Origin of the sequence: Kitasatospora sp. NPDC048286, from assembly GCF_043201735.1 — a bacterium.
In the GTDB taxonomy this organism is placed as follows: Bacteria; Actinomycetota; Actinomycetes; order Streptomycetales; family Streptomycetaceae; genus Kitasatospora.
The window spans coordinates 640537-661125 of the sequence record NZ_JBICZE010000002.1 but is presented as its reverse complement, the minus strand read 5'-3'; the positions used below and the strand labels follow the sequence as shown (position 1 = coordinate 661125).

General features: G+C 73.7%; 21 protein-coding genes and 1 pseudogene. 13 read left to right on the top strand and 9 right to left on the bottom strand.

What is annotated here, in order from left to right; genetic code table 11:
- The first annotated feature begins 53 nt into the window (after window positions 1-53).
- Entirely contained in the window at window positions 54-494 is a 441-nt protein-coding gene (locus ACGF13_RS07325) for a hypothetical protein (RefSeq protein ID WP_392869819.1), read from the top strand.
- Here the strand turns inward: ACGF13_RS07325 and ACGF13_RS07320 are convergent.
- Window positions 491-688: a hypothetical protein gene (locus ACGF13_RS07320; RefSeq protein ID WP_392870139.1), complete on the bottom strand. Its 198-nt coding sequence runs from the start codon at window positions 686-688 to the stop codon at window positions 491-493. The genes ACGF13_RS07325 and ACGF13_RS07320 overlap by 4 nt on opposite strands.
- Between ACGF13_RS07320 and ACGF13_RS07315 the strand changes: the two genes are divergently transcribed.
- The gene (locus ACGF13_RS07315) at window positions 657-1715 is read left to right on the top strand and encodes a serine hydrolase domain-containing protein (protein WP_392869817.1); all 1059 of its coding nucleotides are present in this window, start codon (window positions 657-659) and stop codon (window positions 1713-1715) included. The two genes, ACGF13_RS07320 and ACGF13_RS07315, sit on opposite strands and share 32 nt — an antisense overlap.
- Before the next feature lie 22 nt (window positions 1716-1737).
- On the opposite strand, the gene ACGF13_RS07310 is transcribed toward ACGF13_RS07315, so the two are convergent.
- Window positions 1738-1971: a hypothetical protein gene (locus ACGF13_RS07310; protein WP_392869815.1), complete on the bottom strand. Its 234-nt coding sequence runs from the start codon at window positions 1969-1971 to the stop codon at window positions 1738-1740.
- A gap of 235 nt (window positions 1972-2206) precedes the next feature.
- On the opposite strand from ACGF13_RS07310, the gene ACGF13_RS07305 reads away from it, so the two are divergent.
- Complete coding sequence (locus tag ACGF13_RS07305; protein WP_392869813.1) at window positions 2207-3742, top strand: sensor histidine kinase; 1536 nt, start codon at window positions 2207-2209, stop codon at window positions 3740-3742.
- 61 nt (window positions 3743-3803) lie between these two features.
- Complete coding sequence (locus tag ACGF13_RS07300; RefSeq protein WP_392869811.1) at window positions 3804-4508, top strand: response regulator; 705 nt, start codon at window positions 3804-3806, stop codon at window positions 4506-4508.
- Window positions 4509-4691: 183 nt separating this feature from the next.
- Here ACGF13_RS07300 and ACGF13_RS07295 read toward each other — a convergent pair.
- Window positions 4692-4919 (bottom strand): annotated as a pseudogene (locus tag ACGF13_RS07295) (phosphatase PAP2 family protein); the annotation flags it as partial.
- Between the two features lie 34 nt (window positions 4920-4953).
- On the opposite strand from ACGF13_RS07295, the gene ACGF13_RS07290 reads away from it, so the two are divergent.
- Window positions 4954-5133 carry a hypothetical protein gene (locus ACGF13_RS07290; protein WP_392870136.1) on the top strand — a complete coding sequence of 60 codons (180 nt, stop codon included), beginning with the start codon at window positions 4954-4956 and terminating at the stop codon, window positions 5131-5133.
- 665 nt (window positions 5134-5798) lie between these two features.
- Here ACGF13_RS07290 and ACGF13_RS07285 read toward each other — a convergent pair.
- From ACGF13_RS07285 to ACGF13_RS07275, 3 genes are read right to left on the bottom strand one after another with little or no spacing between them, the layout of a single operon-like run.
- The gene (locus ACGF13_RS07285) at window positions 5799-6215 is read right to left on the bottom strand and encodes a type II toxin-antitoxin system VapC family toxin (RefSeq protein ID WP_392869809.1); all 417 of its coding nucleotides are present in this window, start codon (window positions 6213-6215) and stop codon (window positions 5799-5801) included.
- Window positions 6212-6505: a type II toxin-antitoxin system Phd/YefM family antitoxin gene (locus tag ACGF13_RS07280; protein WP_392869807.1), complete on the bottom strand. Its 294-nt coding sequence runs from the start codon at window positions 6503-6505 to the stop codon at window positions 6212-6214. Before ACGF13_RS07280 ends, ACGF13_RS07285 begins: the two co-directional genes overlap by 4 nt.
- 53 nt (window positions 6506-6558) lie before the next feature.
- Complete coding sequence (locus tag ACGF13_RS07275) at window positions 6559-7788, bottom strand: MFS transporter (RefSeq protein WP_392869805.1); 1230 nt, start codon at window positions 7786-7788, stop codon at window positions 6559-6561.
- Between the two features lie 78 nt (window positions 7789-7866).
- Here ACGF13_RS07275 and ACGF13_RS07270 point away from each other — a divergent pair, with 78 nt between their 5' ends.
- Together ACGF13_RS07270 and ACGF13_RS07265 are read left to right on the top strand one after the other, a co-directional pair.
- A complete protein-coding gene (locus ACGF13_RS07270) occupies window positions 7867-8229 on the top strand; it encodes a MerR family transcriptional regulator (protein WP_392869803.1) in 363 nt (120 codons plus the stop codon).
- Window positions 8230-8299: 70 nt separating this feature from the next.
- Window positions 8300-9202, top strand: a complete 903-nt coding sequence (locus ACGF13_RS07265; protein ID WP_392869801.1) for an alpha/beta fold hydrolase — start codon at window positions 8300-8302, stop codon at window positions 9200-9202.
- A 199-nt stretch (window positions 9203-9401) separates the two neighbouring features.
- Here the strand turns inward: ACGF13_RS07265 and ACGF13_RS07260 are convergent, their stop codons facing one another.
- Window positions 9402-10892 carry an MFS transporter gene (locus ACGF13_RS07260; protein ID WP_392869799.1) on the bottom strand — a complete coding sequence of 497 codons (1491 nt, stop codon included), beginning with the start codon at window positions 10890-10892 and terminating at the stop codon, window positions 9402-9404.
- 102 nt (window positions 10893-10994) lie between these two features.
- Here ACGF13_RS07260 and ACGF13_RS07255 point away from each other — a divergent pair, with 102 nt between their 5' ends.
- Window positions 10995-11939, top strand: coding sequence for a helix-turn-helix transcriptional regulator (locus ACGF13_RS07255; protein WP_392869797.1), 945 nt, complete (start codon window positions 10995-10997; stop codon window positions 11937-11939).
- 53 nt (window positions 11940-11992) lie between these two features.
- On the opposite strand, the gene ACGF13_RS07250 is transcribed toward ACGF13_RS07255, so the two are convergent.
- The gene (locus ACGF13_RS07250) at window positions 11993-12379 is read right to left on the bottom strand and encodes a hypothetical protein (protein WP_392869795.1); all 387 of its coding nucleotides are present in this window, start codon (window positions 12377-12379) and stop codon (window positions 11993-11995) included.
- Window positions 12376-12951 carry a hypothetical protein gene (locus tag ACGF13_RS07245; RefSeq protein ID WP_392869793.1) on the bottom strand — a complete coding sequence of 192 codons (576 nt, stop codon included), beginning with the start codon at window positions 12949-12951 and terminating at the stop codon, window positions 12376-12378. Before ACGF13_RS07245 ends, ACGF13_RS07250 begins: the two co-directional genes overlap by 4 nt.
- Window positions 12952-13086: 135 nt before the next feature.
- Between ACGF13_RS07245 and ACGF13_RS07240 the strand changes: the two genes are divergently transcribed.
- The 5 genes from ACGF13_RS07240 to ppdK all read left to right on the top strand — a co-directional run bounded on the left by ACGF13_RS07240 (window position 13087) and on the right by ppdK (window position 20361).
- Complete coding sequence (locus tag ACGF13_RS07240) at window positions 13087-14301, top strand: histidine kinase (protein ID WP_392869791.1); 1215 nt, start codon at window positions 13087-13089, stop codon at window positions 14299-14301.
- Window positions 14289-14933, top strand: a complete 645-nt coding sequence (locus ACGF13_RS07235; RefSeq protein ID WP_392869789.1) for a response regulator — start codon at window positions 14289-14291, stop codon at window positions 14931-14933. Before ACGF13_RS07240 ends, ACGF13_RS07235 begins: the two co-directional genes overlap by 13 nt.
- 2 nt (window positions 14934-14935) lie before the next feature.
- On the top strand, window positions 14936-15832 hold the full coding sequence (locus tag ACGF13_RS07230) for a DUF4097 family beta strand repeat-containing protein (protein WP_392869787.1): 897 nt from the start codon (window positions 14936-14938) through the stop codon (window positions 15830-15832).
- An 86-nt stretch (window positions 15833-15918) separates the two neighbouring features.
- Window positions 15919-17088, top strand: coding sequence for a tRNA dihydrouridine synthase DusB (gene dusB, locus ACGF13_RS07225; protein WP_392869785.1), 1170 nt, complete (start codon window positions 15919-15921; stop codon window positions 17086-17088).
- 564 nt (window positions 17089-17652) lie between these two features.
- Window positions 17653-20361 carry a pyruvate, phosphate dikinase gene (ppdK, locus tag ACGF13_RS07220; RefSeq protein WP_392869783.1) on the top strand — a complete coding sequence of 903 codons (2709 nt, stop codon included), beginning with the start codon at window positions 17653-17655 and terminating at the stop codon, window positions 20359-20361.
- The last annotated feature ends 228 nt before the right edge of the window (window positions 20362-20589 follow it).

The following is a 20589-nucleotide window of genomic DNA, read 5'->3' as shown; positions in this document are numbered from 1 at the left end:
ATGTCCACACCGGTGGATCGTGACACGGGTTCCCGGGGCGGGAGAGGAGAAGCATGGCGTCGGTTCCGGCGAGTGCCCGGGGGTTCGTCGGGGTGGCGATCGCGGTGGTCGCCTTTCCGATGCTGCTCGTCACGGCGAGGTACGGCCTCCGCCTCTCGATCGCGGCCGTGGTCGTGACGGCCTGCGTCCTCCTCTGCGCCGTACCGCTCGGCTGCGCCCGTCCGGACGGCTTCCGGGCCGCCACCGTCGTCGCCGGGTGCGCGGTCGGGCTCGCGACGGTGGTTGCGGGAGTCTTCCTGCTCCTGGGCGGAGTCGGGTTCGGCCGCCCGGACTGCCTGCTGCTCGGGATCGTGCTGCCGATCGCGGGGATCGCCCCGCTGGTCGCCGCCTTCCAACGGGCCCGGGGCGCCGGGTACGGTCGCCGACCGGCCGTACTCGGCGGGTCGGCGGCCATCCTCTCGGCCGTCGGCTGGCTCCTGATGGTCTTCGTCTAGGGAGCGGCCTCTGCGGCCCGACCGGGCCGGTAGCAGGCGGAGACCGGGGCCCCGGCCTCGGCGGGCAGGGCCGGGCCGTCCGTCGTCACCGGCGGCCAGGTGCCCGATTCGGGGTTGAGGGCGACGAGTTGCTCCGTGGAGAGCACGTGGACGACCCGGCCGATGCCGGAGCGGAGGAAGCCCCCCCTTCGCACATGCCGCAGGGCTGGCAGCTGGTGTACATCGTGGTGCGCGCGGCGGTGTCCGGGTCGAGTTCGCGTGCGGCCCAGCGGGCGAGCTTCAGTTCGAAGCCGTGACCACACCGCGGGGGTGGGGGACCTGGCCACCGGTGCCAAGGTCCCCGTCGACGGGCAGGTGCGGATCGGCAGCACCACCAAGACCTTCACCGCCGTCGTGGTGCTCCAGCTGGTGGGGGAGGGGAGGATTGACCTCGACGCCCCCGTCGACACCTACCTGCCCGGGGTGGCCCGGGGCGAGGGCGTCGACGGGCGCGGCGTCACCGTCCGGCAGTTCCTCCGGCACACCAGCGGCCTGCCCGACTGCGAGGGGCTGCTGGACGAAGCCTCCCTCCGCTCCCGGCACTTCGAGCCCCGGGAGCTGCTGGACCTCGCGCTCCGGCAGAAGCCCGCCTCCGCACCGGGGGAGAAGTTCGGTTACAGCAGCACCAACTACGTGCCGGCGGGCCTGATCACCCGGCGGGTGACCGGACGGCCGCCGGCCGAGGAGATCGACCGGCGGATCGTCCGGCGCATCGGGCTGCGGCACACCTACTTCCCGGCCGTGGGCGACCGCACCATCCGGGAGTCCCACCCCGAGGGCTACCGCAGGGAATCCGCCGACGGGCCGCTGACCGACTTCACGGAGCTGGACCTGTCGGCGGCCTGGGCGGCCGGGCAGATGGTCTCCACCAACTCGGACCTCAACCGGTTCTTCACCGAACTGCTCGTCCCGGACCGCCTGCTGCCCGCGGCCCAGCTCGCCCAGGTGCGCACCACGGTGCCGATCGGAGGTGGGGTCGGCGCCGGACTGGGCGTCTTCAGTAGGCCGCTCTCCTGTGGCGGGGTCTACTGGGGGCACGGCGGCGACATTCCGGGCTACGAGACCCGTGGTGGCGTCACCGACGAGGGGCGCGCCGTGAACGTCGCGGTGACCACCGTCCCGACCGACCGCGCCGTCACCCGGAACCTGGAGGACGTCGTCGACGCCGCCTTGTGCCGCTGACGCGGGGCCGGGCCGCGGGAGGTCAGGAGCGGTGGCGGTTCCCCTCGTCGCCGATCACACCGTTGCCGTGGTGGACGGACATGCTGGAGTACGTCGCCCGCATGCGCGCGGCGTGGGCGGTCCGCTGCTGTTCGATCAGCAGGCCCTCCGCGTCGTCGAACCGGTGCCGCCGCGAACGTTCCCGGAGCACCAGGAAGGCCGTGACACCGATGACGGTGCCGACGAGTGCGAGCAGGAACACCGTGACGAGACCCATGACGTCACCCTTCCCCCGGTTCGAGTGCGTCCGACTCTTATCTCACGGGAATCGGGCGGACGCACCCGAATCATCGGAACGAGTCGGACAGTCCTTCAGCGGGCCGACGACGTCGCGGACGAGTGCGTCCCGGGCGAGGGAGCCGCCCGCGCGCCGCGTCGTGGGCACGGGTTGGCGCCCCGGGCATGACTTTCGACAGATCCGCCGCGACGGCGGCGCTCATAGGGTCGTGGGCATGCGGATGAGTGGGGCGGCGCTGCCCGTGGTGGCGTCGGTGTGTATCGGGCTCGGTGTCACCAGCCTCTGGTGGGCGCTGCCCGCGATCGGGTTCTCCTTCCTGGCCGGGCTGCGGATGGAGCGGGTACGGCCGGCGGCGGTGGTGTTCGCCGTCCTGGTGGCGGCCGGGGTACTGATGGTCGGGTCGGTGCCCTCCTGGATCGTTCTGGGCCTGCGGTTCGTCGCGCTCGCCGTGAGCACCGGGATGGGGCCGTGGCTGCTGGGCCGGTTCTGGCGGCAGTCGCAGGAGCTGGTGCGCGCCGGCTGGGAGCGGGCCGAGCGGCTGGAGCGCGAGCAGCAACTCGTCGCCGAGCAGGCCCGCCTGCGTGAACGTGCCCGCATCGCCCAGGACATGCACGACGCCCTCGGGCACGACCTCAGCCTGATCGCTCTGCGCGCCGGGGCCCTCAAGCTCGCTCCCGGCCTGGCCCAGCCCCACCGGGAGGCCGTCCAGGAGATCCGGGCGGGCGCGGCCGCCGCCGTCGACCGGCTCGGCGAGGTGATCGGCATCCTGCGCGCCGGGGACGAGAACGGCGAGGGCACCTCTGTGGCCCACGGGCCCGCCGACTCGGACATCCCGCAGCTCGTTGCCGAGGCGGCCGCCGCCGGCCTGGACGTCCGCTCGGAGATCACCGGGGAGCCGGACGGGCTCCCGCGCGCCACCGAGCACGCCGCTTTCCGGGTGGTGCAGGAGGCGCTGACCAACGCCGCCAAGCACGCACCGCGGGCGGCCGTCACTGTGGAGGTGGCCTACGCGGCGGACGGCGCCCGCCTCCGGGTGGCCAACGGGCCTGTGCCCGTGTCCGCCGGCGCCCGTGCTGGCGCGGCGTCGTCGGCCCCCGGGTCAACCCCTCGCAGCGCAACGCCCACCGCGACGTTCGTCGAGACGTTCGCCAGTACCTCCACCTCCACCGCAGCGCAGACCGCGGTGCCCGCCGTGCCGTCCACCGGCGGCCGCGGCCTGGTCGGCCTGACCGAGCGCGTCCGGCTCGCGGGCGGCACCTTCGCCCACCGGGCCCGCCCGGACGGCGGGTTCGAGGTCGTGGCCGACCTGCCGCGCCGTGCCGCGGGGCCCGTCCCGCCGGTGCCCGCGGCCCCGCCGTCGCCGGTGCGCGAGCTGCGGCAGGCTCGGCGCAGGGTGGGGCGAACGCTGGCCGCCGTGGTGCTTGTCCCGCTGGTGACGGCCGTGCTGCTGACCGTGGCCCTGCGAGTATGGACGCTCTACGTGGTCAGCCTGTCGGTGCTGGACCCGGAGGTCTACGCCTCCCTCCAGGTGGGGCAGGAGCAGGCCTCGGTCGAGCGCCTGCTGCCGGGCCACCGGCTGCCGTACCGCCCGCCGGTCGGGTCGTCGACACCGGCGCCGCCGTCGGGGGAGGGGGTCTCGTGCACCTACTACGCCATCACCGCCCAACTGTTCGTGGACCGGGCCGGCGACGCCTACCGGCTCTGCTTCCGGGACTCCCGGCTCGTCTCCCGCGACGTGCTCGTCTCCTGACCTCCCGTCGTACCTCTCTTCCCGCACCACCTCCGTCCCGAGCGACCGACAGGAGCCGCCGATGACCACCGCACCGATCCGGGTGCTGCTCGCCGACGACGAGCCCATGATCCGTGCCGGACTGCGCGCCGTGCTCGCCACCGACCCGGGCATCGAGATCGTCGCCGAGACCGGGGACGGCCGGGAGGCCGTCGAACTCGTCCGGCGCCACCGGCCGGACGTCGCCGTGCTGGACATCCGGATGCCCGGGACGGACGGCATCACGGCCGCCGCCGAGATCCGCCGCAACGGTCTGGCGACCGGAGTGCTCATGCTGACCACCTTCGGTGAGGACGACTACATCCTGCGCGCGCTCGGCGGCGGCGCGAACGGCTTCCTGATCAAGTCCGGAGAGCCCGAGGAACTGCTCGCCGGGGTGCACGCGGTGGCGGGCGGTGCGGCCTACCTCTCACCCAAGGTGGCCGCCCGGGTGGTCGCCCACCTGGCCGCCACCGGAGCCGGCGGCCCCGCCGACCGGCGCGCCGGCGCCCGGAAACAGGTGGCCGCCCTGACCACCCGGGAACGGGACGTACTGACGCTGATCGCCGCCGGGCTGTCCAACGGTCAGATCGCCCGCCGACTGGGAGTGGTGGAGGGCACCGTGAAGGCCCATGTGAGCTCCATCCTGGCGCGGCTGGGCGTGGCCAACCGGGCGGCCGCCGCCGTCCTCGCGCACGAGGCCGGGCTGACCCTCGGCGCCACCTGCGCGGGCGGCCCGCGGGACTGAGACCGTCACGCCCGAGCCCGAGTTCGCGCCCAGGGCCGACGGTATCGCCGGCGCCGACAGCAGCCGCCCGAGGACGGGCACCCCGGTCAGCGCCGTCACCACGGTGGTGGCCGCAGGCCGCAGGGCGAGGACGACCGCCGCCGTGACCGTGCCGCCGAGCGCGGCACCGACGAGCACGTCGTGCGGATAGTGCACCCCGGCCGCCACCCGCAGCGCGGCCGTGGCACCGCCGACGGGTATGGCCGACAGCGCCCAGCGCGGGCGCAGCAGCACCAGCCCCGTCGCCAGCGCGACCGCCAGGGTGGCGTGGTTGCTGGGGAACGACCAGTCACCCGGCGGCGGACACTCGGCCGCCGCCGGGCCCGGCAGCCCGGCCGGAGCCCGGCAGGGCCGCTCCTCGTCGAGGACCACCTTCAGCACCTCGCTCGCCCCGTAGGCCAGCACCGTGCCCAGCCCGACCAGTGCCACCCCCGCGACCGCCCCGGCGGCCCGCCGGGCCCGGGCCGTCCACCAGCAGAACGCCAGCAGCAGCCCCAGCACCAGCAACCCCACCTCGGTGGCCGGCTCCAGCAGCGCGGCCACCGCACGCGGGGCATCGGCGACGGCCTCCGCCACCCGCCGGTAGCCGGCCGCCGACCACCCGGCCGACACCCGCACCGGCCCCGCCCCGCCACCCCGCTCCGGCGCCAGCCACGCCACCACCCCGGCCCCCGCGCAGAGCAGGACCGCGGCCGGGACGGGCCTGCCCGCCCCCGCGGTCCGGATCCTTCGGCCGGTCGTGGGCTTCCTGGATTTCCTGTCCGTGTACGTCATGGTCCGGACGGTAGAAGCCGAGGAGCCCTTTCCACCCGACCCGAAAGTCAGGCAACGACCATGACGATGGTCAGGGTTGACACCGCTGATCGAGCCGGGCGGAGGGGCCGGGCGGGCGAACAGCAGCTGCCGGGACGAGCAGTGCGACCCTGCCGGGGCCGTCGAAGCGGGCGAGGAAGCGGGCGGGGAAGGGTGGCGGATCGCGGAGGGAGGGGGACCCGGCGGCAGGGTGGCCGTGGTAGTGACACCCAGGCAGCTGCTTCGAGTTGGCGATGGATGACCGGAGCCGGACGCGGAGCAGACGGTCGGGCGGGTCGGTTGACCCGCGGTCCTGACCGTCGACCACGAGGATCGGGCCCGGCAGCTGCCCGGCACCGTGCCCGAGCGATAGCGACAGGCTCGCCGTCGGCAGCCGGGGCTCGCCCGGCTCCGACCAGGCCGGCTCGTCACCCGGCCGGTCGGGGCCCGAGTGTCCGCCTACCGGGAGCCGGCTGCCCTACCGGGCACGACCACGGGCAGGTCCCGTTCCTCCGCCGCGTCGGCCAGGCGCTTGTCGTACGTGACGAAGGCGGTGAGCGCGTGCTCCAAGTGCTCGGCGCTGACGAGATGAATCGCGTCGAGTGTGCGGAGGTGCTGGGTGGGGAACCGGCACGCTGCCCTGAGGACGGGATCGGAGAGCCGGACGCGGAGCAGCCGGTCGAGCAGGTCGGTCGACTTGTCCAGTAACTCCGGTGGTGCGCCGATCCGGATCAGGGCGCGTGGCACCTCAACCTGGGTCAGTGCGCTGGTCGCATGTCCCTCGGCGCCGTGCGAGGAGAGAAACGTGCGTAGAGCGGTGGATTCCTTCTCGGGGACCAGGAGCTTGAGGATCGCGCAGGAGTCGAGGTAGATCAACGGTCCTCCTCCTCACGCATGGCGAGCAGGGCCTCGGAGGCCGACCCGAGCCCGGTGTCTGGCTCGGGGAGAGGCCAGTCGGCCAGGCCGCGCGCGGTGGCGGCGTTCTCCGGGTCGATGGTGCCGTCGCGAACGAGGTCCTCCAGCACCCGCTGCTCGGGATCGGGCGGTGCGAGGACGGCGATCAGCCGCCCGTTGCGGGTGATCTCGACGCGCTCGCCGGCCGCGACCCGGTCGATCAACTCGCTGGCGTGCTGCTGGAGCTGGCGGATGGGGACTCTGGCTGTCATGCGACTCACGGTACGGCGGGCCGTGCGTCGGTCACGAGGAACGTGCGTCGATTTCACACGGAAGAGTGCTCATGCCGCGCCGGGAAGGCGTGGCGCCGTCCGCCGAGGGTGACGGCCAGTGCGGCGGCCAGCAGGACGAGGGCGGACCAGGGCAGGGCCGTCGGGCCGGCGTGGTCGAGGAGGAGGCCGCCGGCCAGGCCGCCGACCGCGATGCCGAGGTTCCAGCAGGTGACGAGCAGCGACTGGGCGATGTCCCCGGCCGGCCCGGCCGCGTCGGCGACGGCGGTCTGGAGGAGGGTGGCGGCGCCGCCGAAGCCGAGGCCCCAGAGCGCGGCGGCCGCGTAGACGGGCCAGCCGGCCGAGCCGAGCAGGGCGGCGGCGAGGAGCAGCGCGGCGACGGCGAGGAGGACGGAGGCGGCGATGGTCAGCGGGCGCAGGTAGCGGTCGATCAGGGCGCCGGTGCCGAGGATGCTCGCCAGCGAGGACAGCCCGATGACGAGCAGGACGGTGTCCGTCCGGCCGTCGAGCCCCAGCGGTGCGAGCAGCGCGGCGACGTACGTGTAGAGGATGTTGTGGGCGAGCACGAAGGTCGCCGTGACGGCCAGCACGGCGGCGACGCCCGGCGTCCGCAGCACCCGCCGGACCGGAGTCCGGGCCCGGTCGGTCCGGTCGGCCCGGCCGGGCGGTTCCGGCAGTACGAACAGCATCCAGCCGGTCAGCGCCAGGGCGATCGCGCTCATCAGCCCGAAGGTGGCCCGCCAGCCCACCAGGCCGGCCAGCACGGTGCCGGCGGGCACGCCCACCGACAGGGCGACCGTCGAGCCGGTCATGGCGACGGCCATCGCCCGCCCGCGCTGCTCCGGGGCGACGATGCCCCGGGCGTACCCGGCCAGCAGCGCCCAGAGCAGCCCGGCGACCAGGCCGGCCGCGAACCGGGCGGCCATGGTGAGCGGATAGCTCGGCGAGACGGCGGTGACGGCGTTGGCCGCGGCGAAGCCTCCGACGGCGACCAGCAGCAGGGGCTTGCGCGGCAGGCGGCCGGTGACGGCGGTCAGCGGGACGGCGGCCGCGATGGAGCCGACCGCGTAGAGCGTGACGGACTGCCCTGCGGCGGACTGGCGGACGCCGAGGTCGGCACTCATCGCGGGCAGCACCCCGGCGGGCAGGGCCTCGGTCATGATCGTGACGAATCCGCCGGCGCTCATGGCCAGCAGCGCGGGCCAGGGCAGCCTCGGTGCCGCGGCCACCGGCCGCGCGGGGGCGTGGAGTTCAGGAGTGGGCATGGGCCCGATCGTTTATCGTTGACATCCGTGTCAAGGTCCAGCCGGGAGGGTGCCGGCCCGGGGTGAGGATGGTCACATATGCGCATCGGTGAACTCGCCCGGCGGGCGGAGACCACTCCGCGCCTGCTGCGCTACTACGAGCAGCAGGGGCTGATCACGCCGCGCCGCGAGGCGAACAGCTACCGCGCTTACGACGAGTACCTCGTGGACCGGGTGCTGCAGATCCGCGGGCTGTTGGACGCGGGGCTGCCGACCCGGATCATCAAGCAGATCCTGCCCTGCCTGGACACCCCGCGGACGATCCACTTCGCCGACGCCACGGCGGAGATGCTCACCACCCTGGAGACCGAGACGGACCGGATGACCCGCCGGATCCTGTGCCTGACGCGCAACCGGGACGCCATCCGGGAGTACCTGGACGTGGTCAAGAGCCTCTCCTGAACCCTCCTGAACCGGCCGTCGGAACCGCCGTTTGACCTTGCCACCGGTGTCAGTGTTGGACGCTGTCCTCATGATCGACACGAACGACATGAACGACACCAACGACACCAACGACACGAACCACGCGACTGACGCGACCGGCACGACCGGCACGACCGGCACGACCGGCTCCGCGATCCGCCACACCGCCTTCGGTGACGGCACCCCGATCGTCCTGATCCACGGCTACACCGTCGACCACCGCGTCCTGCTCCCGCTCGAACCCGCCTTCGCCGACCGGCCCGGCTGGCGTCGCCTCTACCTCGACCTCCCCGGCCACGGCAGCAGCCCCCGGCTGCCGGGCCCGGCCTCGGCGAGCGCCCTGGCCGAGGCCGTCTCCGGGTGGATCGAGGAGCAGGTCGGCCGTCGCCCCTTCGCCGTGGTCGGCCAGTCCTTCGGCGGTCAGCTGGCCCGGGCGGTGACCGCGCGGTTCGGCGAGCAGGTGCTGGGCTCGGCGCTGTTGGTGCCGGTGGTGCGCTGGGGCGCCGACCGGTCGCTGCCCGAGGAGTCCGTGGTCGAACGCGACGAGGACCTCCTCGCCCGCCTCCCGGCCGCCGGCCGCGAGCTGTTCCGGTACGTCATGGCCCGCCACACCGAGGCGAGTTGGGAGCTCTTCGAGCGATCCGTCCGGCCCGGCTGGGAGGCGCACGACCGGGCGGCCGCCGCCGAACTCGAAGCCGACTTTCTGCTGCCGCACTGGCCCGAGCACCGGGCCCCGCAGCACCGCGGCCACCACCTGCTGGTCACCACCCGGCAGGACGCCCTGGTCGGCTGGCGCGACCAGCTCGCCCTGCTCGACCACTACCCCCGGATGGCCGCCGCCGTCCTCGACGGCGTCGGCCACAACCCCCAGGTCGAGGCCGCCGGAGCCGTCCGCACCCTGTTCGGCCACTGGCTCGACCGGCTCGGCCCCCACCGAAGCCCGCGCCGCTGAGACCCGCGCCGCCGGGAAAGCAGCCGGGAAAGCCACCGGGAACGGCCACCGGGAAGCCGAGGGAACGCCGACGGCCCCGCGACCGGTCGTCCCGGTCACGAGGCCGTTCGCCGAGCCGTCGCCGATGCCGCCCCCGCCGCAGCCCGGAGCCCGCAGTCCACAGCCCGCAGTCCACAGCCCGGACCCCGGACGCCCGGGGTCACCCGATGGAGCGGGGAAGCCGGGTGGTCAGGTACAGGACGGTGAAGGAGCCGAGGAGCTGGATACCCAGGCACAGTGCGAGGGCCCGGTCCATGCCCAGGACGGGGGAGAGCGAGAGGTAGAGGGTGCCGAGGGTGGCGACGCCCAGGGCGAGGCTGGACTGCTGGCCGGTGGCGAGGACACCGCTGCCGACGCCGGCCCGGGCGGCCGGCACCTTGGCGAGGACGACCCGGAACAGCGGGGTGCCGATCAGGCCCTGCCCGATGCCGGCGAGGGCGACGCCCGGGGCCATCCGGAGCGGGGAGAAGTGCGCCCAGTCGGTCAGGACGGTCAGGGCGAGGGTGCCGAGGCCGGTGGCCTGGACGACGGCGCCCGCGCTGAGCACCCGGCTGCCCCAGCGGCCGATCAGCCGCGGGCCGGCGAGTGAGGCGGAGAAGTAGCCGACCGCCATCGGGACGAGCGCCCAGCCGGCCGCGACCGGTCCGAGCCGGAGGCCCTGCTGGAGGGCGACCGCGATGACGAACATGAAGCCGCCGAAGCCCGCGAAGTAGGGCAGCGCGATGCCGAGGCCGCGCCGCATCTCCGGGATGCGCAGCAGGGACGGCGGCACCAGCGGGGTGTCCCCGCGCCGCTCGGCGCGGCGCTCGACGACGCCGAAGGCGACGGCGAGGACGGGGAACAGCGCCAGCAGCACCCAGGACCAGAGCGGCCAGCCGGCGGCCCGGCCCTCCATCAGCGGGATGAGCAGGGAGAGCAGGGTGGCGGTGAGCAGGACGGTGCCGGGGACGTCGACCCGGGCGGCCGTGGCGGCCCTGTTCTCCGGGACGTAGCGGACCGCGAGCACCACGGCGAGCAGCGCGAACGGCACGTTCAACAGGAACACCGAGCGCCAGCCGGTGCCGAACAGGTCGGCGGCGACCAGCATCCCGCCGAGCACCTGCCCGATCACCACCGAGATCCCGCCGACGGCGCCGTAGACGCTGAGCGCGCGGCCGCGCCGGGCGCCCTCGGTGGCGGCGGTGATGGTGCCGAGCACCTGCGGGATCAGCAGCGCGGCCGAGGCGCCCTGGGCGGCCCGGGCGGCGACCAGGGACCACGCGCCGGGAGCGAGGCCGCAGGCCAGCGAGGTGAGGGCGAAGGCGACGGCGCCGACGACGAAGAGCCGGCGGCGGCCGTAGTTGTCGCCGAGGCGCCCGCCGAGGACGAGCAGCACGGCGAAGGCGATGCCGTAGCCGGCGGCGACCAGTTCGAGGACGGCGGGCCCGGCGGCCAGGTCGTGGTCGATGGTGGGCAGGGCGACGTTGACGATGAAGAAGTCGAGCATCGGCAGGAAGGCGCCGAGCAGCACGGTGACCAGCCCCGCGGTGCCGAGGGTGGGGGCGGGTCCGGCGGGTCCGGTGGAACCGGGCGAGGTGGTACGGGCGGCCGCGGTGCCCGGGGTGGTGGCGGTGCGGGCCGATGCGGGGGCGACGGCGAGTTGTTGGGTCACGGGTCATACGATCCGTCGCTCCGTACCCTGGTACCAGAGTGTGGTTATCCAGGTATAAGAAGTACCTGGCAACAGGCTGACGGCTGGCGCATGCTGGGGAGCATGAGTCTCGCCACGCCTCCCGCGCAAGCCCGCACCGGTCCGGCCGGCCCCGCGCGAGCCCGCACCGGTTCGACCGGTTCGACTGGTTCAGCCGGTCCGGCCGGTCCGGGCCCGGCCACCCCCGACGACGCCCGCCGCCACGAGCTGGCCGGGTTCCTGCGCAGCCGCCGCGAGCGCCTGGCGCCCGAGCAGGTGGGCCTGCCGATGACCGGCCGCCGCCGGACGCCGGGGCTGCGCCGGGAGGAGGTCGCGCAGCTCGCCGCGGTCGGGGTGACCTGGTACACGTGGCTGGAACAGGGACGGGACATCCAGGTGTCCACCCAGGTGCTGGACTCGGTGGCCCGGGCGCTGCTGCTGGATCCGAGCGAGCGCGCCCACCTGTTCACCCTGGCCGGCGCGGAGGACCCGGCGCCGGTGCGGGACTGCCCCTCGGTGACCCCGGGCGTACGGCTGCTGCTGGAGCAGCTGGCGCCGTTCCCCGCCATGGTGGTCAACTCCCGCTACGACGTGCTGGCGTACAACGCCCAGTACACCGCGATCGTCGGCGATCTCGACGAACTGGCCCCCGCGGACCGGAACCTGATGTGGATGGCGTTCACGCCCTCGCAGTTCCGCGAGGTGCTGGTGGACTACCGCACCGAGCGTCTCGGCATCGTGGCCCGGTTCCGCTCGGCGATGGCCGACCACGGCTCGGAGCCGGCCTGGAAGGCGCTGCTGGCCCGGATGCTCAAGGCCTCGCCGGAGTTCGCGGAGCTCTGGCAGCGGCACGACGTGATGCGGCCGGGCAACGGGATCAAGCGCTTTCAGGTGCCGGGCGTCGGCCTGTTGCGCTGTGAGTACACCAACTTCTGGCTCAGTCCGCAGCTGGGGACGCGGATGATCACGTACACCCCGCTGGACGACGAGACCCGCGCGCTGATGGACCTGCTGCCCACCCGCGCCTGACTGGCCCACCCGTGCCTGGCCGGCCCACCCGTGCCTGGCCGGCCCACCCGCGCCTAGGCCCGCAGCGCCGCGTCCCGCCCGAGCCACAGGCACACCGCGGCCAGCGGCAGTTCGATGCACGTGGCCATGGCCAGCGCGGCGAGCACCGCGTGGCCCGGCCCGGCGCAGGCGATGTCGGCCAGCGCGTCCCCGGTGAGCAGCAGGGCCACCGCCGCGCCCGCCCAGAGCGCGGCGGGGCTGCGCCGGCGCAGCAGCGCGTCCAGCGAGAGCAGGGCGGCGAACTCGGTGAGGTCGAGCACGACCCACGGGGTCTCGTGGCAGACGGCGAGGACCGCCAGCCAGGGCAGCAGTGCGACGGCCGCCAGGACCGGAAGCCGGGCGAAGCGCGCGGGCAGGACGTACGAGGGGATGGGGCGGGCGGCGAGGACGGCGGTGGTCACGCGGCACCCCGGCCCCGGCCCAGGCCCCGCACCCGCTCCAGCGGCAGCCGCTCGGTCGTCCCGCCCGCCGGGTGTTCGACCCGTACCGCGTCGAACGGCCCCTCGGCCCAGGCGATCCAGAACCGCCCGGCCACCGTGACCACCTCGGCCGTCGACCGCACCCGGCGGAACGGTCGCCGCCCGGTGAACTCCACCGCGGGCGCCGCACCGTCGGCGGCCAGCCGGCCCCAGGCCAGCACGTGCCGGCTCCGCCCGGCGGACGGGCAGTGCCGGGCACCGCGCAGCAGCTGCGGGGTGAGCCGGGCGGCGACCAGGACGTCGGTCAACTCCCCGTGCTGGTACAGCTCCAGCGCGGCCCGGCCGCGTCCTGACCGCACGCTGCGGACCGACCACGGCCCGGCCCCGGCCGGCAGCGTGCCATCCGCCGCCGACACCGACTCCCCGTCCGGCAGCACCCCCTCGGGCAGCGCCGCCTCCGGCAGCGCCCCGTCCGCCGCCGGTGCTCCGGAAGCACCCCCGGGGCCGGGCCGCCCGTGCGGCGGAGTGGCGGAGTGCGATGCAGTGCTCGTCATGCCCTCAAGCCTTCCGCCGGGACCCCCGTCCTGTCGGTAGTGCCCCACACCGAATCGGGGGTGTACCTAGCTACACCCTCACCCGGAACCCCCCTTCATGGTGGCCCGTGATCACGGAGCCCTACGCTGTCCGGCATGCCCTCCACCACGTTGCGCCGAGCGCTCGTCAGGAGCCTCCGGCGCCCACCGTGGTCGCCCGAGGCCTGGCGGGACGTCCGCTTCATCGCCGCCGGAATACCCATGGCGTTGCCGGTCTGGCTGGCCGTCACCGAGTCGAGCCTGCTCTTCCTGCTGCTCGCCGCCGTCCTGCTCTGCTCCCGCCCGCTGACCGCCCTCCAGCGCGGCCGGCTGCGCGCCCTGCGGGGGGTGGAGGTGCCGCCGCTGCGACCGCCGACGGGGCGTCAGGTCTGGCTGCTGGGGATGACCTGGCGCCAGGCCCTGCACCACCTGGTGGCCGGGCCGCTGCTCGCGGCGGGTGCGCTGGCGGTGCTGTACGCCTGGGCGGCCGCCGTGGTGCTGGCCACTGTGTACGGCTGGATCTGGCTGCTGCCGGCCGGCACCGCGCTGCGCGCCGGCCTGGCCGGGGAGGACGTCCTGCTCACCCTCGGCGGGGTGGTGCTGCTGGCGGTGCTACCCCCGGTGGGGACGCGACTGGCCTGGCTGGAGGTGTGGGTGGCCCGGCGGCTGCTCGGCCCGGACCGGGCGGAGGCGCTGGAGCGGCGGGTCGAGGAGATCGCCGAGAGCCGGGCCGGGCTGGTCGACGCGGTGGACGCCGAGCGCCGCCGGATCGAGCGCGACCTGCACGACGGCGCCCAGCAGCGGCTCACCTCCCTCGCGATGAACCTGGGCCTGGCCCGGCGCACCCTCAAGGACGTGCCGCCCGAGCTGATGCAGGTGATCGTCGACGCGCACGAGGAGGCCCAGGCGGCCATCGACGAGCTGCGCGACCTGGTCCGCGGCCTGCACCCCGCCGTCCTGGAGGACCGCGGCCTGGACGCGGCGCTGTCCGGCGTCGCCGCCCGCGCCCCGCTGCCGGTGCGCCTGGACGTCGACCTCTCCGAGCAGGTCGCCCCCACCGTCGAGGCGGTCGCCTACTTCACCGTCTCCGAGGCGCTCACCAACGTGGCCAAGCACGCCAGGGCGAACCGCGTCGACCTCTCGGTGCGGACGGCCGACGGCCGGCTGCGCCTGGTCATCAGCGACGACGGCGTGGGCGGCGCGGACGCCTCGCGCGGCACCGGGCTCACCGGTCTGCGCAAGCGCGCCGCCTCGGTCGACGGCACGCTGTCCGTTCTCAGCCCCCTCGGGGGCCCCACCACCATCACCGTGGAGTTGCCGTGCGCGCTGTGATCGCCGAGGACTCGGTCCTGCTGAGGGTCGGCCTGGTCAAGGTCCTGGAGGCGGTGGGCTTCGAGGTCGTGGCCGCCGTCGGGGACGCCGTGGAACTGCTGGCCGCCGTCGAGGAGCACCGCCCGAAGGTGGTGGTGGCCGACGTCCGGATGCCTCCGGGGTTCCACGACGAGGGGGTGAAGGCGGCGATGGTGATCCGCCGGCAGTGGCCGGACACCGCCGTCCTGCTGCTCTCCCAGTTCGTGGAGGAGCGCTATGCCGCGGACCTGCTGGCGACCAACACCAGCGGCGTCGGCTACCTGCTCAAGCAGCGGGTGGCCAATGTGGACGACTTCGTGGACGCGCTCCAGCGCGTCGCCGAGGGCGGCACCGCGCTGGACCCGGAGGTGGTCGCCCAGCTGTTGGTGCGCCGCCACCGGGACCCGTTGGAGAAGCTGACCCCGCGCGAGCGCGACGTGCTCGCCCTGATGGCGGAGGGCCGTTCCAACGCGGCCATCGCGGCCTCGCTGGTGGTCAGTGACAGCGCGGTGGCCAAGCACATCAACTCGATCTTCACCAAGCTCGAACTCCCCCCGGCCGACGACAGCCACCGCCGGGTGATGGCGGTGCTGCGCTTCCTGGAGGTCGGGTAGCGGTGAAGGGGACGAGGGCCTGGCGGGCCGCCGGGACGGTCGTGGTCGTCCTGGTCATGATCGGCGCCGGACTGCAGACCTGGTCGATGGCGGTGCAGCAGCGCACCAGCACCAGCCGGCCGTACGACATGGCGATCCACCGGCTCCAGCTGGAGACCGGCAACGCGGCGGTCCGGGTGCGGGCCGGGCGGGAGGGCCACGTGGTGGTCCGGCAGAGCCTGGACTGGCTGGTGCGCAAGCCGGTGGTGTCCACCGTCTTCGACGACGGCGTGCTCACGGTCGGGCTGCGCTGCCGGCAGGTCCTGCCGTTCGCGGACTTCGGCTGCGGCGCCGAGATCGAGCTGGAGGTGCCGGTCGCGACCGAGGTGATCGGCTCGGTGGGCTCCGGCACCGTCCAGGTGGAGGGCCTGAGCGGGGACGTGCGGATGGAGCTGACCTCCGGCCAGCTGCTGCTCTCCGACACCTCCGGGAACGTGTCCGTGCACGCCACCTCCGGTCTGGTGCAGGGCGCCAACCTGAGCGTCCGGCGGGTGACGGCGCGGGTCACCACGGGCTCGGTGCAGCTGGGCTTCGCGAAGGCCCCCCAGGAGGTGGACACCACGGCCACCTCCGGCTCGGTGGAGCTGGCCCTGCCGAAGGACAGCCGGTACTCCGTCTCCAGCGAGATCGGCAGCGGCAACGGCCGGATCGACCCGGCGCTGGCGGACCCCGCCGGCCCGAACCGGGTGCACGCCGCGGTCACCTCCGGGTCGATCACCATCGTCCCGGCGCCGTCGCGGTCGGAAGACCCGGGGCGGCCGGAGCCGACGGAACCGGCCGGGGCCTCCCCGGCGCGGCCCACCACCGCGCCCGAGCCCACCTCGGCGCCGGCGGCCGCCACGGCGCCGGCGGCCCCGTAGCGGGGCGCCCCGGAGCGGGCGGGGGCCGCTCACCCGGGTGGGGGACAATGGAGAGTCCCGTCCCCATCACCCGAGGTCAGCCGCGCATGACAGTCACGCCCGCACCCACCGCGCCCGACACCGAGTTCGCGCCGCTCGACATCGGCCCGATCCGGGTGTGGCCGCCCGTCGTGCTGGCGCCGATGGCCGGCATCACCAACGCGCCGTTCCGCACCCTGTGCCGGGAGCAGAGCGGCGGCCGGGGCCTGTACGTCTCGGAGATGATCACCACCCGGGCGCTGGTCGAGCGCAACGCCAAGACCATGCAGCTGATCAAGTTCGACCCGAGCGAGAAGCCCCGCTCGATCCAGCTGTACGGGGTGGACCCGGTGACCGTCGGCAAGGCCGCCCGGATGATCTCCGAGGAGGGCCTGGCCGACCACATCGACCTCAACTTCGGCTGCCCCGTCCCCAAGGTCACCCGCAAGGGCGGCGGCTCGGCGCTGCCGTACAAGCGCAACCTGCTGCGCGAGATCCTGCGCGAGGCCGTCGCCAACGCGGGCGACCTGCCGGTGACCATGAAGATGCGCAAGGGCATCGACGACGACCACCTCACCTACCTGGACGCCGGCCGGATCGGCGCCGAGGAGGGCGTGGCCGCGATCGCCCTGCACGGGCGCACCGCCGCCCAGCACTACGGCGGGACGGCCGACTGGTCGGCGATCGCCCGGCTGCGCGAGTCCGTCCCGGCGCACATCCCGGTGCTGGGCAACGGGGACATCTGGTCGGCCGACGACGCCCTGCGGATGATGCGCGAGACGGGTTGCGACGGCGTGGTGGTGGGCCGCGGCTGCCTGGGTCGGCCGTGGCTGTTCAAGGACCTGGTCGCGATCTTCGAGGGCGACGTGGACTACGCCCGCCCCGACTTCGGCTACGTGGCCGCGGCGATGGTGCGGCACGCGCAGCTGCTCGGCGAGTGGCTGGGCGACGAGGCGCGCGGCGTGATCGACTTCCGCAAGCACGTCGCCTGGTACACCAAGGGCTTCTCGGTCGGCTCCGAGCTGCGGGTGCGGCTCGCCGGCTCCTCCTCGCTGGCCGAACTGGCCGAAACCCTCTCCCAGGTGGAGCAGTCCCAGGGCTGGCCGGAGGGTGCGGACGGCCCGCGCGGGCGGACCAGCGGCAACAACCGGGTGGTTCTGCCCGAGGGCTGGTTGGACGATCCGTACGACTGCGCCCGACCGGGCGTCGACGCCGAATCGGACACATCCGGCGGGTGATCTGTACGGACCGGCGAAATCAGCCCCTCGGGGCCGATGGCCATCAGGTCCCAGCCCTCTTGTCCATCCTGGACAAGAGGGCTCCTTTTCGGCGTCCGGACATCACGGAGAGAGCACGTTTCTGGACGCAGTGCGACGATCGGCGCAGGGGTTCTACGTTCGACCCGTGAGATGCGCTGGTGACGCTTGCCACATACGGTGGGGACTGACGGCCGGTCAGTGGACGAAGTGGACAGGTCGGCTGTGAATCGCTTCCCGAAGTCGGTCGGCCGGTGATCCGCCGATCCGGGTGCAGGAAATCAAGCCGGGGCAACGCGATGGCTCCGCGGTCGCTACGGTGCGTCCGGATCGTGCGATCTCAGAGCCTGCTTGTCTTCAAGAATTGAACACTGGCTCGCGTCAGGCGGACGATTTCACCAACAGAGGTGAACGCCTTTATGTGCATTCGATCTAGCGGGTTACCGCTCGGTACCAGCCTCGTGTGGCCTATTCAGGGCAGAGAAGTGCCTTCGAAATGGGTATGTTCTCCGGCGTCAGGGCAACCGCGTACGAGGAGACCGACCCGTGCCGTCCCAGCAGAAGTTTGTTTACTCCTTCACCGAAGGAAACAAGGACCTCAAGGATCTTCTTGGCGGCAAGGGCGCGAACCTGGCCGAGATGACCAACCTGGGCCTCCCCGTCCCTCCGGGGTTCACCATCACCACCGAGGCCTGCAAGGTCTTCCTGGAGACCGGCAGTGAGCCGTCCTCGCTGCACGAGGAGATCAGCGCCCACCTGGACGCCCTCGAGCAGGAGATGGGCAAGAAGCTCGGCCAGGCCGACAACCCCCTCCTCGTCTCGGTGCGCTCCGGTGCGAAGTTCTCCATGCCCGGCATGATGGACACCGTCCTCAACATCGGCCTCTCCGACGTCTCGGTGGCCGGCCTCGTCGCCCAGTCCGGCAACGAGCGCTTCGCCTGGGACTCCTACCGCCGCCTGGTCCAGATGTTCGGCAAGACCGTGCTGGGCGTCGACGGCGAGCTCTTCGAGGAGGCCCTGGACGAGGCCAAGCACGCCAAGGGCACCGTCAACGACCTCGACCTGGACGCCGCCGACCTCAAGGCGCTCGTCGAGGTGTTCAAGGGCATCGTCGAGCGCGAGACCGGCCGGGCCTTCCCGCAGGACCCGCGCGAGCAGATGGACCTCGCGATCCACGCCGTCTTCCACTCCTGGAACGGCGACCGCGCCCGGCTGTACCGCCGCCAGGAGCGCATCCCGAACGACCTGGGCACCGCGGTCAACGTCTGCACCATGGTCTTCGGCAACCTCGGCGAGGACTCCGGCACCGGCGTCGCCTTCACCCGCGACCCCTCCACCGGCACCCAGGGCGTCTACGGCGACTACCTGTCCAACGCCCAGGGCGAGGACGTCGTCGCCGGCATCCGCAACACCCTGCCGCTGGCCGAGCTGGAGAAGCTCGACAAGAAGTCGTACGACGAGCTGATGGCGATCATGCAGAAGCTCGAGAACCACTACCGCGACCTCTGCGACATCGAGTTCACCATCGAGCGCGGCAAGCTCTGGATGCTCCAGACCCGCGTCGGCAAGCGCACCGCCGCGGCCGCCTTCCGGATCGCCGTCCAGCTGGTCGACCAGGGCCTGATCGACCTGGACGAGGCCCTGATGCGGGTCACCGGTGGCCAGCTCTCGCAGCTGATGTTCCCCCGCTTCGCCCCCAACACCGAGTCGCAGCAGATCGCCTGGGGCCTGGCCGCCTCGCCGGGCGCCGCGATCGGCAGGGTCGTCTTCGACTCGTACACCGCCGTCAAGTGGTCCCGCTCCGGCGAGAAGGTCATCCTGGTCCGCCGCGAGACCAACCCGGACGACCTGGACGGCATGATCGCCGCCGAGGGCATCCTGACCTCGCGCGGCGGCAAGACCTCGCACGCGGCCGTGGTCGCCCGCGGCATGGGCAAGACCTGTGTCTGCGGCGCCGAGGAGCTGGAGGTCGACACCAAGGCCCGCCGCTTCACCACCGCCGACGGCCAGGTGATCCACGAGGGCGACGTCGTCTCGATCGACGGCGCCACCGGCAAGGTCTACCTCGGTGAGGTGCCCGTCCTGCCGTCCCCCGTGGTCGAGTACTTCGAGGGCACCCTGCACGCCGGCGCCGACGTCCAGGGCGGACTGGTCCAGGCCGTGCACCGGCTGATGTCGCACGCCGACGGCCGCCGCCGGCTGGCCGTGCGCGCCAACGCCGACAACGCCGAGGACGGCTCGCGCGCCCGCCGCTACGGCGCCCAGGGCATCGGCCTGTGCCGCACCGAGCACATGTTCCTCGGCGAGGAGCGCCGCAAGGAGGTCGAGCACCTGATCCTGGCGGACAACGACAAGGACCGCGAGCTCGCCCTCTCCACCCTGCTGCCGCTGCAGAAGGGTGACTTCCTGGAGCTCTTCCAGGCGATGGACGGCCTGCCGGTCACCGTCCGCCTGCTCGACCCGCCGCTGCACGAGTTCCTGCCGGACATCACCGAGCTGTCGGTGCGCGTCGCCCTCGCCGAGGCCCGCAAGGACCCGAACGAGAACGACCTGCGCCTGCTCCAGGCGGTGCACAAGCTGCACGAGCAGAACCCGATGCTCGGCCTGCGCGGCGTCCGCCTCGGCCTGGTCATCCCCGGCCTGTTCGGCATGCAGGTCCGGGCCATCGCCGAGGCCGCCGCCGAGCGCAAGCTGGCCGGCGGGGACCCGCGTCCCGAGGTGATGATCCCGCTGGTCGGCACCGTCCAGGAGCTGGAGCTGGTCCGCGACGAGTGCGAGCGGGTGCTCGCCGAGGTCGCCCGGACCACCGGCGTCCACCTGGACATCAAGCTCGGCACCATGATCGAGCTGCCGCGCGCCGCGGTGACCGCCGGGCAGATCGCCGAGGCCGCCGAGTTCTTCTCCTTCGGCACCAACGACCTGACCCAGACGGTCTGGGGCTTCTCCCGGGACGACGTGGAGGCCTCGTTCTTCACCGCCTACCTGGAGAAGGGCATCTTCGGGGTCTCCCCGTTCGAGACCATCGACCGCGACGGCGTCGGCTCGCTGGTCAAGCACGCCGTCGAGGCCGGCCGGGCCACCCGCCCCGACCTCAAGCTCGGCGTCTGCGGCGAGCACGGCGGCGACCCGGACTCGGTCCACTTCTTCCACGAGGTGGGGCTGGACTACGTCTCCTGCTCCCCCTTCCGGATCCCGGTGGCGCGCCTGGAGGCCGGCCGCGCCGCCATCGAGTCGGCGGGCAGCGACTCGCGCTGAGGAGGGTAGGCATCCCCTCCGCACGCGCGGGTACGACTGACCGCTCCCCCTCCCGTCGGGAGGGTGTACACCGGAGCTCGGCGCAGGAGAACCGGCGTACGTGACACGGCCGGGGGGGGGGGGGGGCCGGGGGCCCGCGCCCCCCCCCCCCCCCCCCCCCCCCCCCCCCGCCCCCCCCCCCCCCCCGCCCGGCGGCGGCGCCCCGCCCCCCCGGCGGCGCCGGCCCCC